General features: G+C 45.2%; 2 protein-coding genes. One reads left to right on the forward strand and one right to left on the reverse strand.

Features of this window, described 5'->3' with window-relative positions; genetic code table 11:
- The first annotated feature begins 63 nt into the window (after positions 1-63).
- Positions 64-18,654, forward strand: coding sequence for a leucine-rich repeat domain-containing protein (locus EPU_RS12035; protein WP_010168403.1), 18,591 nt, complete (start codon positions 64-66; stop codon positions 18,652-18,654).
- A 37-nt stretch (positions 18,655-18,691) separates the two neighbouring features.
- On the opposite strand, the gene EPU_RS13950 is transcribed toward EPU_RS12035, so the two are convergent.
- Positions 18,692-21,642 (reverse strand): hypothetical protein (locus EPU_RS13950; protein WP_198006409.1); only part of this gene is annotated, 2,951 nt, incomplete at its 5' end.

Here is a 21,642-nt window from a genome sequence, read left to right on the forward strand (position 1 = left end):
AGCTGCGAGAGTTTACGCTCACGATTGATCGCCGTTTGATATAGCGTCTGCAGCTCTCAAAATGTGTGCCTCTCGATAACGATGCCTCACTTCCAGCATTGCCAAGGAACTCGCTTTGCTCCGGCTCAGGCTGTCGAAGATTTTAAAGATGTTATTGATCCTATCGCTGAAAAAGTGCATTCCAGTAGATTGTCTTCTTCCAAAATTACAGACTATATTTTTGACCTCGAAATCGCAACCGCCGAGTTTATGGCCGTCGTTCAAGTCGGTATGGGCGCACCGGTTGATACTTCGGTTTTGCTCGCGACTATTGATAAAGCTTTGAATGTGAAGGTCGGCGTATATGCTATAACCCCAAATCCGTCTAAAGATCAGATCAGCGCGGGGGTTGTTAAAGCTAGTTCTGCCAAAGATATCCATGTGGATATGCTATTTGTTGATCTCGATGTTATGGAAGATCTCGACCATGCTATTGAAATAGCGTCCGAGCATGCTGCTGCGCCATATAATATTACTGCCGTTGAAGACGCGATCGCAGAGTTGGAAGATAGCATTTGGGAATTTGAACGAGAAATACAGTCGGGCGAGAAGGAAGATCTTGTGGAGACGGCCGATTTACGCCATATTATCGACTCCATTGCGACAGAAATGAGCCACACTATCGCATCTGATTTGTATGCCTACAATATCGCCGATACTGTCAACTTTATGTCGCTTAAAGATTATAATTTTGTAACATCAGCTCTGGGTAAAGCGTACGAAATATTGGCGGAGGCTGAGTATCCATCCGATCCCGATTTGGATATCGAGGAGATGATAGATGAGGCCATTTACACATTGGAAAATATTTACGATGAAGTTAATGTCAAACAAGGTGAAATCGACGTCGCTGATATAGTGGATTTGATCGAAGAGGCAATGCAAATTGATGTGCTAGTGATATCAGATGGCCAAGGTGAAAGCGATGTGCCTCCTGGTGTAGAAGCCGTAAATCTAAATTCGTGGCTAAGTTTTAGTACAGTGCTTTCTGCTGCGCAATCGGCTCTCGATGCCGTACTGTATCCGCCGAATGTTGAAGATGAAGACGATCCAGCATTATTGGAGCAAACTGATATCGACGGTTTCGCAACTGATTTACAAACTCAATTAGACGATTTATATATTTTGGAAGGAGCCGCTCTCAGTGGTGATGATATAGAAGACCTACTAGATGATGCATACGACTTAAAGGATTCGTTAATAGGCTCCAATTTAGCTGCAGATAAAATTACAAAGGGTCAGTTTTTTGTATCGGAAGATGATTTCAATAGTCTGCTAGCAGCAATAGCGGTGGCCGAAACAGTTGCCGATGATGTTCGAGATAACAGTATAAGCGACAATGAGCATACTGCCGCGGTTAACGCCTTACAAAGCACAATAGATAATATCAATGCAGCTCAGGCAGAGGGAACGCTTCAAAACTCTAGACAGTATCAAGAGTTAATAGATGCTATTGCGTCGGCTTATGAGACACTAGGAAATGTTGAAGTATATCCTGATGGTACCAAGGAGGATGATGTAGCTGAAGGGTTGAAATTTATCTCGGAAACAAATAAAAACAAGTTTGCCGTTGCAATTGATGCGGCAAAAGATATAGCCGAAGACCCTATAAATGATGATGGTGCTCTCGAGGATGCGAAGGACGACTTAGATAGTGCCATACGAGATTTTAATAAGGCAATAGAAACAGGATCAAACGACACGCTGCCTGCTATCACCAAAACTATAGCAGATGCAAGGACCGCTATGCGAGGCATACAAGTCACGGACTATAGCAAGGAAACCAGCCAAATCGAATACGGTGTCCAATACGCTTCTCAGGCAGACGTCAACTCACTTCTTGCTGCTATCACAAAAGCTGAAATCAACGAAGATGTACGCGACCTGGAAGATGCAATAGACCTGTTCAAATCGACCATCAAAACTGGAACATACATCAACACAGACTCATTAACGAGCGCAATCGCAAGCGCCGTCACATTGCTCAGCGATGTTGCAATATTCGATGACGACACCGACGTTGAATCCGTAGATCGAGGTCATCGGTTTACCACGCAATCCGAGAAGGATGACCTACTAGATGCTATAGACACGGCGCAGAATACTTCCATCGACGAACCTCGCGACCTCGACAATACGCTCGAAGATTTAGCCGATGCGGTTAACAATTTTAAGGATAGCATCCAGGTCGGCGTCTTTGTTGATACCATCGCCATAAAAGAAAAAATCGACTCCGCTTGGAATCTTTCTCGCTCCATTGCCGTAAATGATAACCCTCAAGATGAGATCTCGGCCTCAATTTTTTATGTGACATCAGCTGACTTGGAGGCGCTTTTAACAGCAATTGTGGATGCCACAACAACGGCAAATAGTAGCACCTCGGCCGCTGACGATCTAATACTCGCCGAATCAGCTCTTTCCAGCGCGATGGAAACGTTCAATCAGGCTGTTAAACATGGAAAACGTTCCCAGGAATTGGATGCGCAACCACTTATCGACGAAATCGCACGCGGACGTACTTTGATCCGAACAACAGTAGAATCTGAAGATGGATCGGGCGTATCGCAATGGCATTTCTATGCAAGCAACGAGGATATTGCCGATTTCTCCGAAGCACTTCTAAAAGCTGAAGCGGCACGGGAAAAAGCAAAGTATGAGTCCGAAATCACTATAGCGGCGACCGAAATGCGAGAAGCAAATGATAATTTTGATGCCGCCAGAACTCCAGGATCCGAAACAATAATCCCCGATGCGATGGCCAACGTATTGAATATCGCAAGCGGGCTAGTTGCTGCGTGTGCCGACGATCTTGCTTCACTCACGCCGGCAAAATATATATTGAAGACAGATGATACAGCCATCGAAGTTCCTCAAGGAGTCCAGTTTGTATCGATGGGCGCATTCAATGCTTTGGAGACTGCTCTACTTACCGCAGACAGTATAGTTGGTACATCATCCACATTAGCAGAAGTCGAGGCCGGCGTCGCTCCATTGCAACTGGCGATCAATGATTTTCAGTCGCGCATAGCTGTCGGAATTAAAATCACTCCGATCGACACTGCTGCCCTAGAAACTGCGATAACAAACGCCGAAGATGCAAAATTTGGAATCGCCGTAAGCACCGCAAACAAAACAGCTATAGAAGACGGCGTTGAATTCGTTCACCCAACAGCACTCGAGGCGCTTAATTTTGCATTAGCAAGGGCCATGGAAACTCTCATCGATGCGCTCACGGCTCCACCATCGCAACAGGGCATTTTACCTGCCCTCGTTCAGCAACGAACCACAGATCTAGAAACCGCAACCGCCACTTTCGAAGCTGAGATACAAACTGGTTCACTGGCCGACATGAGTGAATTGCGAGACAAAATCGATGCTGCGAAGAAGGCACGACTATACAAAGATGGAGATCTAACGAATGGCAAAATACACGTGTTTGAAAAGGATCCGCTATTTACAGATGCCGACCCAACATCTGATGTTAGGGGAACTGATACAGTAGACGAGGGAGTTCATTATGTATCGCCAAGCATTGCCGAAAAACTCGACTTTGCTATTACGCAGGCAGAATCTATCGCGTATCCAGCGAGCGGCAGATCAGCAACAAGTAATCAGAGCGACGCATATGCAATAACTACCGAAAATGTCGATACAGCTGTCGATACAGACGCTAGAGTTGCACAACTCAGGGACAAAATCACGACACTCGAAACGCCTATCCAATCCGCTGCTAAAGCCGTGGCGATCTCCGACACTCCAGCAACTGAGATTCTGGATAACGCTATCACTGAATTTAACGCCGCCGTCAAAACAGGAACTGCGACAAAAGCTGATGTAGACGCCGAACTTACTGAATCAAGAGGCGCAATTGCAAAGGACAATTTGGTATCCACAGATCGCGACCCTGCAACACTAGATAGTCGACTCGAAATTATCGATACTGCGGCATTCGAACATTTTAAAAGCTTTCTAGAACAGTTTGCTTCGTTTGACGATCAGCCAGATGATCCTTTCGATGTAGCACGCGCGCTTCGCGATATTCCTGTCGAACATGATAAATTCCGGCTCACAATTACAAATGGGCAAATCGATACTGAGCCTTTACGAAATCTTTTGGATACCGTTAAAATTCCGTATGATGATATAGATTGGTCAACAGATCAGCTCGACACTAGCAAAATTATCAAGATTTTAACAGTCGATGATGCGCAAGATGTTGATGAGAACGTTGAATATATTTCGCAAGACAGTGCCGATGACGCGAAGGTGGCTATCGAAGATGCTGAAGCTTTGCTTATAGATGTGGCCCTCGGCAAAGACCTTTCGGCTATCGTGGCAGTATCTACTAGCGCCGCCAACGTTGCGACCACTATGGCAGCCACCGAGACGCATCGTGATTTGGCCGATGTCACTGTCAGATTACAAACTGCTGAAAATCTTTTATTAACCCCGCTGACAGGATCTGCCAAAGTCGGCGCAGATAGTGATACCGTTGCTGTAGATGGCGCCACTTTGAAAGCATTGGTAAATTTTGCAAAAGACGAATCTAAGGATGCATTGATTTTAGACCTACTAGCTGCGGATGTTCACATGGGTGTTAAATATTTTGCATCAGATGCGGAGTCCAAATTATTTAAAGATGCTCTTGAGTCTGCAGAGAGTTTTAGTGACGACGCTGCCGATCCTGTTGATACAGCCAGAGAAATCGCAAATTTACGAGATGCTCTACAGATTATACAAACCGGAGCTATGAAAATCCCCGCGTATAAAGAAAACTTGGTGACGGACGTGAAGGAGGCGCAGGAACTTTTAGGGGCCATCAGTACTACGGCGAACGATTCGTATTGGGCCGAGTCAACCGCTATCGATGCCTTCAAAGCGGAAATTGAACAGGCCGAGTTGGCGATCAACACCGCTGTCTCTAACGAGGAAATGGAAGCTGCGGTATTGGCTCTCGAAGACGCCATCATTGCGATGACCCCACACATCCGATGGAACGCCGCGGGACATGGACTAACTATAGCAGATGTTCACTCGCTCGCTCACTACCATGTTGATGAGGCAATTGAAGATTTTGAGGTAGAGACGACTGATGACGGGTCCGAGATATCGGTTCCTATTGGCACATCGGCATTTTCTTTCGTATTATTATCTGATGCTGCAGGAAAAAATACTACTGTTGTCTCTACTTCTGGCATATTGCCAATAGCAAATATTGGTAGCCGCAGCGCCCTCGACGAAGCATTGAGCAATGCCGAGAAAGAGACTGTAAAAATCAGTGTCGATACGGGAGGCATCGAGATCGAATTGACTGCCGTTCCTAGTGGTGCTGCTACTGCCAAGTCAGCATACAAAATTTCTATACCTAGCGTGGAAGCATTGAGCGGGAAAAAGTCGTTCTCGATTATCATCAGCTATAAAGCCACCGACGATGGACCTGCGATAGCGAGAAAGTGGACGTTCAAAATTAAGGAGAAGGAAGCTTCCGCAGATGCGGCGCAGGATAGACTCGACGATGCCGAAGCTGTTATTGCCAATGCGAAAGTAATTGGTTCTGACACTGGTGGCGTCGTACCAGCGAGAGATGTAGCAAAAGGTATAAAATTTATTAGTCCAGCCGCTATGATAGAGTTGCGCAACGCAATGAAGGTGATAGAGCTCGGCGGGGATTCTAAAGCTGAGATCAAGCGATTGACCAAGGCCATAGATGCTGTAAAGTCGGGTAAAGACGATGGCGCGACAATAAATAGTGATGCGGATTTGGAGACAGCAATAGCCTATGCACATGAGCTACTTGACACTAGCGTTCCGTCTGCCAATTCGGGGAACGAAGACCTTGACGGTGAGGATGTTACAGGCAACTGGTTTGCGGCGGCAGACCGCGCAGCTGCAGATCAAACGCGATTGGATCTCTACGAAGCTATCGGTATTGCAAATCGCAAAATATATTCTGATAACGCACCTCTGGATAAAGCAGATTTAGCAGGAACTGATGGGAATGCAGAACCAAACGATGTAGCCGATGTAGTAGATGCTTTAGTGAATGCCACAGACAAATTTGTAGATTTGCTATTCGTCGACAACAAGCCGGTAGATTTAGAGGAGTTGGATGTAGCCGTGGACATTCTAACTTCAGCTGGAGATCCTATGCCAGGCGCTACGTACAAAAATGACGATGACAATGATCCGGCGAAAGTCGATGTGCGAGATTTTATTACTATAGGCGTACCATCGGGGTTGAATAGCATGAAGTTACGGCTGACTCCGCAAACGGGAGTTATTACTATAGCCAATGAAGAGGGCATGACTAATGATGATACAACATTAGTAAGCGCTACTCAGGTTGGTGATGCGACAGTGATTGATGCGTCGTGGGATGCGAGTATTGATGAAGATCCATATTTTACCATCAAACTTAGTGCTAGCGCGAACCCGGCCGTCAATAACTATATGAGAGTCAACATTTCCAATGCAGCTACGATCGGCTCGCTTAAGGAAGTGTTAGCTCACACCGAGGCGGCGCTTGCGGATATTATTATAATGACGAATACTACATCGGCAAATGATATAATAGTAGGCACCAACTTTATGGAGGTCGAAAAATATATAGCGGCATCCCGAGCCATTGTCGCTGCGAAAGAAATTATAGGCAAACATACAGATGATACAGATGAGCTTGATACTCCTGATGAAATAGATGTTTTGGAAGCATTAACTACTGCCGTAAACGAAATTCAAATAGGAACAGGAGTAGCGGCTGGGTTGGATGGTGATCAGACTGCAGAAGTCACGGCTCTCAAAGATCTTATTGCAGAGGCGGAGGCGTTGGCATATCACAGCACTGTAGCCGATACTGAGATTGTAGATCATGATGATGAAGCGAAAGATTCGAATGGCGACACTATCGTGGATAAGTATTGGGTATTGAAGAATCCGGATGATGCAGCTGATCATTTCGAGGTAACTACCGTCAAAGACTTTTTGGAAGCCAGAGCAGATGCGAACACCCTCGCCTATGATGCAAATCCATTTAAAACGGGAAAGACAGCGGTAGAAGATGCCAAGAACACGTTAACTGGTGAGTATAACGAATACGTAGATGCATTATATTGGGAAGAGGATGATGATGAAGTTGACTACTCTATAGACTTGGGAGCTTTTGCTACAAATGGTTCAATCGCTGCAACTACTTCAGTACCTAATATAGTTACAATAACGGATGCGTTCGGCGATATTATATCAGATGCTACTGCGACATGGGGGGATAAAGATGACGGAAAAATTACTATTACAGTACCAGCGGGCACAACGAAGTTTAATGCTAAATTCACAGCGATGAACCCGCAAGCTCCACCTGTGGAGGCACCAGGAATATATGTAGGGTATCAGATCGGTGATGACGGTAAAGAAGATATGGCGCTAAGTGCGATCGATGTTCCTATCGTTATAAGCGATTTGGTGGACAATAAATTCTCCGTAACAGTTTATCACGATTTCAATGGAGCTATCGAAAAAGCATCACGCTCCGTTCCTAACAAACCGACCATCTCCAAAACTTACACTGTCACGGTTCAAGAAGAAGATGCCAATTTAACAGTTGCCGATTTAACAGCTCGACTAGAGTATGTAAGAGAAATTATTAAGAAACCTAAACCTACATTTGTAATTCTTAGCGATGGAGTAGTCGCGGAAGACGTGCATAACGACCGCCAATTTATCTCCGTTACTGGCTGGATGGAGCTCGAGGCCGCCATTAATCAGGCTGTAAAAACACAGTCGTCTTCTCCTGCTGATCCAGCTGATATAAAGAACGCGATCCAAGCACTATCTGCAGCTATCGAGAAAGTTGCTGCCGGCGAAATGGTAAAACCTTCCACTGTTATTGACGATGACAAGTATACTACGCCTATAAAGAATGCATTAACTTTGGCAGAAGCAACTCGCAAAGATGCCACAGAAGCTAAAATAGGAATCGGAGCTGGGGATCCAAGTTACTATTGGGCAACCGAGGCGGCACAGCAAGCTTTCCATGAAGCCATCGCGGTCGCGAACACTGTTATTTATACAGCCGAAAACAATCCTTCCAATGTGGAGATCGAGGCCGCTATTACTAATTTAGCCGATGCTCAAGCGACGTTCGTAAAAGCGCTCCATTGGGATGAAAATACTGGAAGTACTGGAGGTACTGTAACGGAAGCCAGCTTACCATTTAACGAAATCAAAAATGACCCGACTGATAGCATCAAGGACTTTTCGGCGGCGGATACTAATAACGACATCAAAACTTTTGACTATGAGATTATAAGTACGACGAACAGCTTTGATCCTGATCCTGCAAATAAGTATGCATTGATAAGCGAAACAGTTCACAGAATTACGGTGCCTCTGGGTACTACAAAGTTCAAAATTAATTTAAAGATGAATTTTACTCCAGACACCACGAATGTTAGATTTTCGCACAATGACGCTGCACTTGGGGGCGATAATTACTACGCAGAGCATAATCTTGGAAGCGCAATTACTACTACCGCTGATGATCCAACATATTCGATTACCGTAGGAATGCCTGCGAGCGGCAATCCTGACGAGCGAAATGGTAAATTTAAGATGTGGGTATCGCATGAGTTAGCAGATGTACCAAGTTTGGATGCTGATCCTGTCGATGTGAATCCTGACAAAATAGAAGAAGCGATGATATTCGAAATTATTGTTGACGACACCGTATCGCTGGAGGATGTGCAAAAGCTTATAGAGGAAATCGAAGCCTTGATGTGGGATAAAAAGAGCTCACCTGCCACAAACATATTGGCCGTGTTACCAAATATGTATGACAAGGCTGTGAAAGAGCCGATAGATGCGGATGATTATAGTTCTGCTTATAATTATATCCAAGCATGGGATAAGATTACGTTGACCAACACCCTGCGAGAAGCGAAAGCGTTGGATAATACTTCCAGTATGGGAGATATTAAGGAGTCGGTAGAGAAATTGACAGCAGCATTAGCCACCATTGTCGCCGGAACTGGTGACGCAGATGCTGTAACGGAGACCGAAAAAACGACCATCATCAAGGAGGTTGATGACGCGCAGGCGATAATCGATCAAATTATTGAGGTTAGAGCTGAGATTGATGGGAAAAATGTTGGGCGAGAAGTATATTGGTATATACGTAACGATGAAGTGGCAGACGCTGATCTTGAAGCCGATGGAGATATAACCGGCGGCGCTCCTTTAGTCAGGGGAGATGGAATTGACGATTCACTCCAATTACTATACATGGCGATGGGTGCCCTCAATAATAAAATTTACGCAACGGGTAAAGTAACGGATTCTTCAAAAGAGTACACTGATTTCGAAGGAGCACTAGATGCCTTCTACGAAAGATTATTCTGGAATAGTAACAAAGGAAATGTCACCTCGCTAGATATTGTTGAAACCGAGACCGTAACTCCGCCAAAAACTGATAACATCAAATTTACAGATAAGCTAGGTAGAGAGATTCCTGATATTATCTGGGTAAGACCGCGAATCCCTTACAGTGCTATAGAGAGAAGTAAGATCATTGTACCACAGGGGACATCCAATTTCTATGTAACTCTTACACCGAACGAAGAAGTTTCGTTTGATCCTGGAACAACTGAGGACTTTACTGTTACAAACATCGAGCAGCCGGCGGCGGCGGATATTAAGCAAGTCGGAAATGCATATACGATACCTATCGTAGTTGAGGACTCCCAACCTGACTTTAGCACTGACTTTGATAATGACGATTATTTTACAATCATCATGACGCATGACTTCGATAATAACGCTGGAGAATTTTCCCCCATGGAAGATAGATTGCAGTTTGATATCGAGCTCGATGATAGCGATAAGCAAGCCGAGTTAAAAGCCGCTTTAACTGCTAGGATTAACTATGTGGCAGATATTGTCATGATGAACATCGAGGCAGTAGCGCCTGCAACGAGTCCAGGAACTGTTGCTCCAACTAGTGTTCCAGATGGGACTCTATACGTAACAGCCGATGCTCAATATAATTTAGACGTACAATTGAAAAAGGCAGAGAATTTAAAGTTATCATCGGGCCCTGTCACTGCGGATGATATCAAAGATTTCACCGATGCTATCAAATCTTTCACCGATGCCATAGAAGCATACGTGGAAGCGACGCAAGAAGGGACCGGAACCGCAGCATTAGACGATGTAGACTTAATAGCTTTAATTAGGGAATGTAAAGAATTACGAGATTCCATCGCGGCGGTGGATGATAAAACAACACCTGTAGACACTACTACACTGGATACATCGGGAGTAGCTGTGGGTACTCGTTACTATGTGACAACTGATCAAAAGAAAGCATTTAATACAGCAATAGCGAAAGCAAATGCCGTGATGCAAGCAGGAGGAAATGCTATCAACGCTCAAGCGGCTCAAACGGCACTAAAATTAGCCAGACGAAAAATAATCGATGAAATTGCTTGGTTTAAAACTTCGGCGGCGACAGGGCCATTCACACTAGATATGGTAGAGATAACAAATGCCACTACTCCTAACGCTGGTACAAAAGATGATAACTTCACAAATGCGGCGGGATACGAGATCACCGATATTAAAAAACCAACAGTAGATTATGATAATACTGATACTTCTACAGCTAATTACGAACCTAAGATGACCATAACAGTACCCGTGGGGACCACCACATTCTTCGCTAAGTTTCAGGCCCCCACTGATTCAGACATTGAGATAAAGTTGGTAGATAATGGAAACGGCAATATTGCACCAGCGACCCCTGCTGGATCGCCCGCTACTAACGAAGTTACTGGTTCGAAAGGTGAAGTAAATGCCAGGATAAGTCTCGATCCATCTTCATCATCTAACTCTGCCGAATTTGAAATAGTACTGATACACCCTGATACTTTTTTTGACCCTGAGATAGAGAAACGCATCGCGGTTACAGTTGAGACGGAAGCTTACGACGCCGCTGACTTCGATGCTAGATTAAAGTATATACAGGACATGCTGAAAGATCCGGTCAAAAAATTCTACGTATTAAATAATAATGAGAATGCGACAGATGTAAGCAAGGATATTCGATATATAGGTGTGAGTGACTGGATGGATTTGGAGGATCTATTGAATAACTACATTACTTCACCACCAGCTACTGGATCTGCGGCCGAGCTAGAGGATCTCACCAGGTTATCTGAGGCCATTAAGGTTGGTAAATCCAATACATCTACAAGTGTTGGAGGAGGCGTTGAGGCAGCTTTAGATCGAACAATTTTACTAGCACAGGCGGTACGTGAAGATCAAACCGCCGTTGCTGCAGGAAAATCAGAATACTGGGATAATACTACTGGAACTACACTTACTGCTCTAAACGAAGCGATCGCGGCGGCTAATACAAAAAGATATACTGGCAACTCGCTTACTATTGGTGATACTGTTATGAAGGCTCTCGCTTCGGCGGAAGCTGATATGATCGAACAGATTCGCTGGGGAGCATCTTCTTCTCCTTCTTATCTAGGAGTAGAACATCCGATCACATTCCATACAGAAAAAACTACAGGCGAACTAGGTGCAGAGATAGATGATAAAATCATCAAGATAGCCGAAAATCCAGCAACCGCTTCATATGATCCCACCAGTGGTGATTTAAATTATACAGTTGCGTACGATGTCACTATTCCTTATAAGGCGACTCCAGGTTATTCATTTGACATCGGCATTAACCCGGCCAACTTCGCTGATGAGGAGATCACCTCTGGACCAATAACAGGAACAGGAACAGAAACAGCGATAGAAATTTTTGCGACGGACGTAGTTAACCCTGATCCTAGTACACCTGGTCCTAGTACACCAGGTGATCCAGTATTCAAAACATTAGGTACATCAGGTACATCTAAAGTTACACATAAAATTCCAGTAACTGTAACGGAAGATGATGCCAGTTTAACGCTAAAATTTTCCAAAGATACCGATAATTTCACTAAACCCGACGGAACTGATGACAAACCAGAGGTCATCACCAAAACGATCGTCTATAACTTTAAAGAGGCGGCTAGTTCTACCGTAGATTCTGGCGCATTAACAACTTTGATTGAGCATGCGAAAACTTTAATGGAGAAGGATGATGTCTCGAAGGAGAATAAACTTATCACCATATCGGGCACCGACACAACGGATATGGTGGTTAGCAATAAGGATAAAGATTATAATTACGTAACAGTACATGATCGAATGGACTTAGCCAAAGCATTAGCGGAGGCTGAACAGGAAAGAACTATATCAGGCGATTTCGTAGTACCGGGAATAACAGAAGCAACCGCGAAAAGAGCAACCCAAGCATATTCGGATGACATACTCCCTATAGCGACTAATGTGCCGGATGCGTATAAAAATCTTATCAGCGCAATCAAGCCTATCACCTCCGGATCCGGTTCTAATGAGGTACCAACTACTGGTACCGCACTAGATTTAGCAAAAGAGGTTCAAACCCTGCTGGATAGCATAGTAATTAGCGATAATAATACGGGAGAAACGACTTCCGCTGGAGCCGATATAGGCGATAATCAATACTGGGTTGTATCTTCTGATAATGGCACGACTGAAGCCGGGAAGACTATAGACACTAGCCTTAATGGCAACAAATATGTTGATACTATCGAACATTTGTATGGCGCTTTAGCGGAAGTGAATGACAAGTTATATGCTGGCACAGCTCCTGCAGATACAGATGCCCTAACAGCAGCACGAGACTTAGTGATGGGCGAAATTTATTGGAATTATAATAATAAGAAAACTACGCTAGATGTAGCGAATAAAGATGCAGAAGGGGCTAGTCCAGATTACGCCGACAAAAGTTCTCCTGTAGTATTTCATAGTCCAGCTGTTAAAGATAACGGGTTAACTGACGATGATCGTGAATTAACGAACTTCAAATGGGGGCGTGCACAGTTAACGCTCGCCGGCGGCTCCACAACTCCCGCATCAGATTCTGATTTTGATACTTCAACGATCGTTATACCAGCAGGGACCACGAAATTTGATATGACACTTAAGCTTATGCCTGATGTAAAGTTAACAAAGATCGAAGCACCTACTGGTTCCCCAACTCTGGCTACTACAGCTACGACTCCAGCGACAGGCGAGGTAACTATATCTATAGAAAATGCAGCCGATAAAAGCGAATTCACCGTAACGCTTGAACCAGATACGGACTCTTTAAATCCAGATATTACCAATACGCTTACATTTACGATCAAAACTGATGCGACCACGGATATGGGCACCAAAATGGAAACGCTAGCTAATGACTGGATAAATAAATCTTTCTATTTTACCGACACTACACTTGACCCTAGCTTTGTTAAGGATGATGTGTATTATGCAACGGTAAATCAGCTAGATGCCCTAAAGAAGGCGGTGAAGGATTATCCAACGGTGGCTCCAGATGTATCAGTATTGACGCAGGCTATCGAGGCTTATGTCGCAGCAGTGAAGAAAGGCACTGAAACTGGTGGCGTTACAACTCCTAACAAAGAGCCTATTGTTACACAAACTGTTGAACTATTGGAAGCGATCGAAAATGGACCGTACTCTAGTTTGACTGATCCTGTAGTAAGCAATTTGAAAAACGCATTGGCCGCGGTTAATGAAGCATATTATACTGGGAACAAACTAGACTATACAGCACTGGAAAAAGCATACAACGATGTGGCCGCTGAGATTGGTATTACAATAACAGGTATTACATCTATAACTTCGGCATTAAAAAATTCTACGGCTACGCCTATAGCATTGACTTCTATGTTTACGCATACAGACGACAAGGTTGTAACAGGTACAAACCACGAGCTCACCATCACCCTACCGAAAGCATTTCAGAACGCCCCAGCGATATATCCGCTTCAAGTAGTTCTCGATACTGCTGCGGATGTGACTGTTACCGGCGTCACTGGTAAAACTATAGAGTTCACTAAAGATAACGCACAAACAGGCGTTGACGTTACACTATCAAAGACGGGTACGGGTTCAACGGTCACACGTAATGTAAAGGTGAAGATAGCCTATGGTGATCCTGTAGATACAGGTAATCCCCCTCTCGCTCTCGACGACTACGCTGCTGCAGTCAAGATATATGTAAATGCGGTACTGGGGACTAGTAAAAACCTAGGAGAGTCTATCACGAAGGTGGATATAACAAACGTAACAGTGATAGACGGAGAGACGGAGACCGAAGTTAAGGCAGGAACAAATTTTGTGAACAGCTCGGAAGACACAATAATTAAAAATGCATATGATGCGGCTAGCGCTACTGATAAAACAACATTAAATGCACTACTAGAAGCGCTGGCTCCGATTAAAGTTGGAGAGAATACTTCGATAAAAACAGTTGATGATGCCGCAACAGACGCGATCGATTACGGCGAAAAAATGCTAGCGATAGCGGCCGATGATACTTATAAGATAACTACTTCATCGGCATCAGCTATCGAGGAGCTGCGCAAAACCATAGTGACAGAGAACACAAAAATATATACCAGTGACGCCGTCGCGACCGATGTACAAAAAGCCATCAATGAAGCTCTCGTGAAATTCAGCAAAAATGTTAGATGGAACGGCAAAACTGTAGGTACTGGTGCAGGCGGTGGTGCAGACGAAGCAGGATTATCAGCAGAAATTTATAACCCTGGCGGAATAGCAGCAGTAGCTGAATCAACGACGGTGGCACCGGTAGCCGAAATGACGGCAACAGACGGCGGAGCCCTCGCTATAGCAACGGGGGATAGAACGGTACCAATTGTCAATAGTCAGGGGGCCACAATATTTAATGCACCTGTCACGCTAACCAAAAGTTACGATGGTTCTTTACCTTCTGCTACCACTGATGCAAAATACACGGGCAATGCATTCGCGATCACACTCCCTGATTTTTTTGAAGCTAGTACTACAGCAAAAATACATTTACAATTTGCGGTAGACAAGAGTGTTACCGTTAAGCATGGCGCAAGTGACACTAGTATAAATGTGACCGATTCTTTAACTACGACTCCAGATCCAACTGGCACAGATAAGTATTACGAAGCCGAGATAACTAAACCCATTGCTGGCGAGACAAAAGTTTTCATTAAACAATCTCACCCTACGACTCCAGCGACTTCGGCAGATCCTGAGATAGCGCTTACCACCAAGTATACAGCTACAGTAGATACCGCGAATAATGAAGCATTTCTGAAGATAGCAAGGAAAGTTTTACCAATACCGTCATCGTCATCGGCAGAGCTAGCCAATACATTTTTAACAGTGACGGATACTGCGGCCGCGACTCTCTCTGATGCGTTAGCCGAAATAACTGATGATTCGAGCGCTAGTGCAGATAAGCTAGCCGATGTCCTAGACGCTATGGACAATGTTAAAACTGGAACTGGAATTGGAACTGGATCGACGACTCCGGCTTTATTATCGGAAGTAAACGAAGCATTGGAGATTGCGCATAAGCATGGGAATAGGATTGGCACTGAAGCAAAGTATTGGGTAGATTCAAGTGCGAGTTCAAATGCGAAGACGGCGTTTATGACGGCTATTGCGACGGCGATAGAATCGGCAGATGCGACAGCTCTAACTACTGCGCAGAATACATTTTTAGGCCAATCTAAATTAAAGGATGGCCATAACCTTGCATTTGGAATTACAGAGGTTAAAAATTTGGAGGCTGTTGACGACGGGTACACTCTAACAACTTCACTAAGTTCTTCTATAACCACCGACGGAGGGCTTGGAATTACTTTTCCATCTGGAGCTACCTCGCTAAGTTTTGACATTAGTGCAGCATCTGGCGGAGCTATTGTATTACAAGATCCTACTGGATCAGTTGGGTCAGCCACGTCAGCCACTTTAAGCGGTAGCACGATCACAATTAAGAACCCAGTAGCAGGTAGTGATTTTAAATTAACGATATCTCGTGATGAAATTTCTCGTACGGATATACCTATTACTTTGACTGAAGTAGCAGCTTCAGGTTCGGTTGCCGCGGAAAAAATTGAATTAGAAAAAGGAATTGCCGATGCGCAAAAAGTTCTCGATGCTATAGACGCTTTTCTTTTAGAAAAAGATAATATATACACTATAAATAAAACCGCTTTCACAACTGCAATCACCACGGCCCAAGGAGTTCTCAACGGTACATCTGGCACAGCAACAACCTATGAGAAAGCGTTAACTGATCTGGAGCATGCTTACAATACGGTAACAAGATTTGATCTTGATAAGCTTATGCCAAAGCTGACCGTAAATTATACTCCATCTGTAGGAACTGGAACAGCACAAGTCACTGAGGCAAGTCCTGCAGAGTGGAAAATTAAGATAAATTCAAGTGATACAATCAATAATGTTTCTGGCATAACAATAACTGGGGCACCAAGCGGTGTGACCGCCACAGGTACTTTAGATTCATCTGGCTCACCTTCGCAAAAAATTAACGTAAAGATAACAGATTCTGATGGTGTTAATATTGGAGCAGGAGTAACAAAGTTAACAGTTACTCCATCAGACGTAACCATTACCGTAGACAACACTGCCACACGCTCCATCTATATCCCCGACGTGGCCCTAGCCGACGCCCTCGCAGTGGCGGGAGTGGATGTGGACGAGGAAGGCAACGCATCCGAAAGCGACATGCTAACGTTGACTTCGTTAGATGCCGATGGATACGGAATCGTGGATTTAACGGGGCTCGAGAGTGCGAAAAACCTGACATACCTCAACTTAAGCAATAATCAACTAAAGGACGTAGATGGAGCGCGAGTAACAACACCGACATTGGGCCGCAACATCAATGCGCTTGCGAAGTTACCGAAATTGGAGACATTGCTATTGGCGAATAACCCGTTGATCACGGACATAAGCCCGATAGCGGGGATCTCAAACGCACTCAAAGTTTTGGACCTAACCGGAACTACAAATATCAGCGACGGAATTGCAACGATTGGAAAATTCAGTAATTTGACAACACTGGCGGTCGATGCGCAAATGTTCGTAAACGAGATGGACGACATGATCGAAGCGATAGCCGCTGCGACAACGAAGTCGCCAGAGATAAAAGTAATAATAACCAGCGATACCATGTCGAAGGAGGAAAAGGAAACGCTAGGCGAACAGATAACCAAAACCCTCGACGATGCGATGGCAGACCTGGGAGTTGCGACACCAGAGATCGTAATACCGACAGACGAGAGCGATGACGAAAACGGCGACGAAAACAATAATGAAACCAGCGATGGCGACGCAGTTGAAATGAACGGAGTAATAGAATATTTAGGTGAGCCGAAATACGAATTTACCGAAGTGAACATGAACCAACTTAGATACGATTTCGAAAGAATGTTGGTAAGCGCGCCACCGGCGGAAAGCAAGGACGTAAATATCGAAGTGGCGATCGTCAAAGATGCCAAAGACGAGGCAAAACTAGATATAGCCAAGAGCGACGAAAATGCGTACGCGGTCACCAAAGTCAACGCGATAACCAGCGTTAGCAAATTTACCAACAGAGAAACCATCGACTGGAGCGCTCCACACGTCCTAGATATCTACACGGCCCAGGGCGAATATATAGAAAGCGCCGAAATCGCCACGCTACCACGCAATGAAGAAGGGCATAAAACGGAAGAATTTGGTAATCATGGCGTAATGGAGTTATATAGCAGGGATCTGAGAGAATCGTTCTACAAGGAGATCGAAATTTCGGTAGGCCCAGACACAACGGCSCCGGTGGTCGAATTCGTGGGAATGCCGAAACTGACATTTGATTCTGAAAGCGCCGACTCGGTAGCAATAGGCCATTACGTGCGCGACAACCTAAAAATCTCCGACAACACAGACTTTATAGACGACACCAATATCACGCTCTACTTAAGCACGGCTCCGGTGACGAACGACAATTCCATCAACGGCATATATAAATTGAACGCCAACGTAATGGACGCAGCGGGCAACGTGACGAGAATCGAAACAGTAGAAATCGAGATAACAGACGACCCGAGCGAGGTCAGCATTCTACCAGCGGACGACTACGCCTGGACGACGCTAATCGAGACAGCAATCTGCGGAGACGCGCCACTCAACGGAAATGGAGATGCGCCACTCAACGAAAACGAAAACAAAACGCAAGCAACAACCGAAGCAATCGCGGTGGTTCAACCTAGAGTAACAATTCTGGATGGGGTAGCGAAAACAGCGATCACCCTGCGCGATACCATCGCAAAGCTCGGCCGATTTATTTTGGGCAAAAACATAACCCCGAGTGTAATCGTAGAAACAGAGGCAGATGCCGTCACAGTCGAGCTTGATAGGGCAGACATCCAGACATTGGCGAGCAGACCCGACGCATCGCTTTTGGTCAAGACAGACGCCGCCGCCGCGGTATTGGATCATGGCGACCTACTGGCGATGTTAGCAACAAGCGGAGACGCATATACGCTAGTAGTAAAAGACAATGCGAGCGGCGAGACGACCGTGGAGATATTCTTCCACAACGACCGCGGGCAAAAAATAAGGATACCAGTAACCAAAACGTCAGCGACATTGACAAACGCACCTCGATATATGTACTAAAGATGTATTTAGGGAGGCCCCTTCGAGGGTCTCTTTTTTATACAGAAATTTCCAGAACAATTAATCCTGAATTTAAAGTTAGCGCGAAATCTACGCCAGCCACTACAAAATCTACGCCAGCCACTACAAAATCTACGCCAGCCACTACAAAATCTACGGCCGCCAATGCAAAATCTTCGAGAGTCGATGCGAAATATATGGCAGCCAACGTGAAATCTTCGAGAGCCGATGCGAAATATATGGCAGCCAATGTGAAATATATGGCAGCTGATGCGAAATCTACGAGAGCCAATGCGAAATCTTCGGCAGCTAATGCGAAATCTACGGCAGCTGATGCGAAATCTACGGCAGCCAATGCGAAATCTACGGCAGCCAATGCGAAATCTTCGAGAGCTAATGCGAAATCTACGGCAGCTGATGCGAAATCTACGGCAGCCAACGTGAAATCTTCGAAAGCTGATGCAAAATCTACGGCAGCTGATGCGAAATCTTCGAAGGCTGATGCGAAATCTACGGCAGCCGATGCGAAATCTACGGCAGTCGATGCAAAATCTTCGAAGGGTGATGCGAAATCTACGGCAGTCGATGCGAAATCTATGGCAGTCGATGCGAAATCTTCGAGAGCCGATGCGAAATATATGGCAGCTGATGCGAAATATATGGCAGCTGATGCGAAATCTACGGCCGCCAATGCGAAATCTATGGCCGCTGATGCGAAATCTATGGCAGTCGATGCAAAATCTACGGCAGTCGATGCGAAATCTTCGAAGGCTAATGCAAAATCTACGGCAGCTAATGTGAAATCTTCGAAAGCCGATGCGAAATCTTCGAGAGCCAATGCGAAATCTTCGAAAGCTGATGCGAAATCTATGGCAGTCGATGCAAAATCTTCGAGAGCCGATGCGAAATATACGGCAGCTGATGCGAAATCTACGGCAGCCAATGCGAAATCTACGCCAGCCACTGCAAAATCTACGCCAGCCAACGTGAAATCTTCGAGAGCCAATGCGAAATTTTCGAAAGCTGATGCAAAATCTTCGAGAGCCGATGTGAAATATATGGCAGCCAATGCAAAATCTACGGCAGCCAATGCAAAATCTTCGAGAGCCGATGCGACATTTTCGAAAGCTGATGCGACATTTTCGAAAGCCAATGCGAAATCTTCGAAGGCTGATGCGAAATCTTCGAAAGCTGATGTGAAATATATGGCAGCCAACGTGAAATCTACGGCAGTCGATGTGAAATCTTCGAAAGCCGATGTGAAATATATGGCAGCTGATGCGAAATCTTCGAAAGTCGATGCGAAATATATGGCAGCTGATGCAAAATCTTCGAGAGCCGATGCGAAATCTTCGAAAGTCGATGCAAAATCTTCGAGAGCTGATGCAAAATCTACGGCAGCCAACGTGAAATCTTCGAAAGCTGATGCGAAATCTACGGCAGCCGATGCAAAATCTTCGAGAGCCAATGCGAAATCTACGGCAGCCAATGCGAAATCTATGGCAGCTGATGCGAAATCTTCGAGAGCCGATGCGAAATCTATGGCAGCTGATGCGAAATCTACGGCAGTCGATGCGAAATCTATGGCAGCCGATGCAAAATCTACGGCAGCCGATGCGACATTTTCGAAAGCCGATGCGACATTTTCGAGAGCCGATGCGAAATCTACGGCAGTCGATGCAAAATCTACGGCAGCCAATGCAAAATCTTCGAGAGCTGATGCGAAATATTCGGCAGCTGATGCGAAATCTACGGCAGCTAATGCGAAATCTTCGAAAGCTGATGCGAAATCTTCGAGAGCTGATGCGAAATCTATGGCAGTCGATGCGAAATCTACGAGAGCCGATGCGAAATCTATGGCATCTGATGCGAAATCTTCGAGAGCCGATGTGAAATATATGGCAGCCGATGCGACATTTTCGAAAGCCGATGCGAAATCTACGGCAGCCAACGTGAAATCTTCGAGAGCCGATGCGAAATCTTCGAGAGCCGATGCGACATTTTCGAAAGCTGATGCGAAATCTACGGCAGCTGATGCAAAATCTACGGCAGTCGATGCGAAATCTTCGAGAGCCGATGCGAAATCTACGGCAGCTGATGCGAMATCTACGGCAGCTGATGCAAAATCTTCGAGAGCTGATGCGACATTTTCGAAAGCCGATGCGAGATCTACGGCAGCCGATGCGAAATCTTCGACAGCCGATGCGAAATCTACGGCAGCCAACGTGAAATCTTCGAAAGCCGATGCAAAATCTACGGCAGCCGATGCGAAATCTATGGCAGCTGATGCAAAATCTTCGAGAGCTGATGCGACATTTTCGAAAGCTGATGCGAAATCTTCGAAGGCTAATGCAAAATCTTCGAAAGCCGATGCGAAATCTATGGCAGCTGATGCAAAATCTATGGCAGCCAATGTGAAATCTTCGAAAGCCGATGTGAAATATATGGCAGCTGATGCGAAATCTACGGCAGCCAATGCGAAATCTACGGCAGTCAACGTGAAATCTACGGCAGTCGATGCAAAATCTTCGAAAGCCGATGCGAAATCTACGGCAGCTGATGCGAAATCTACGGCAGCCGATGTGAAATCTTCGAAAGCCAATGCGAAATCTTCGAGAGCCGATGCAAAATCTTCGAGAGCCGATGCGAAATCTACGGCAGTCAACGCGAAATCTTCGAAGGGTGATGCGAAATCTACGGCAGTCGATGCAAAATCTTCGAGAGCTGATGCGAAATCTACGGCAGCCAACGTGAAATCTACGGCAGCCAACGCGACATTTTCGAAAGCTGATGTGAAATATATGGCAGCCAATGTGAAATCTTCGAAAGCCGATGTGAAATATATGGCAGCTGATGCGAAATATATGGCAACCAATGCGAAATCTTCGAGAGTCGATGTGAAATATATGGCAGCTGATGCGAAATCTTCGAAGGGTGATGCAAAATCTACGGCAGCTAATGCGAAATCTACGGCAGCCAATGCAAAAT

This window comes from Candidatus Epulonipiscium viviparus (assembly GCF_000171335.1).
In the GTDB taxonomy this organism is placed as follows: Bacteria; Bacillota; Clostridia; order Lachnospirales; family Cellulosilyticaceae; genus Epulonipiscioides; species Epulonipiscioides viviparus.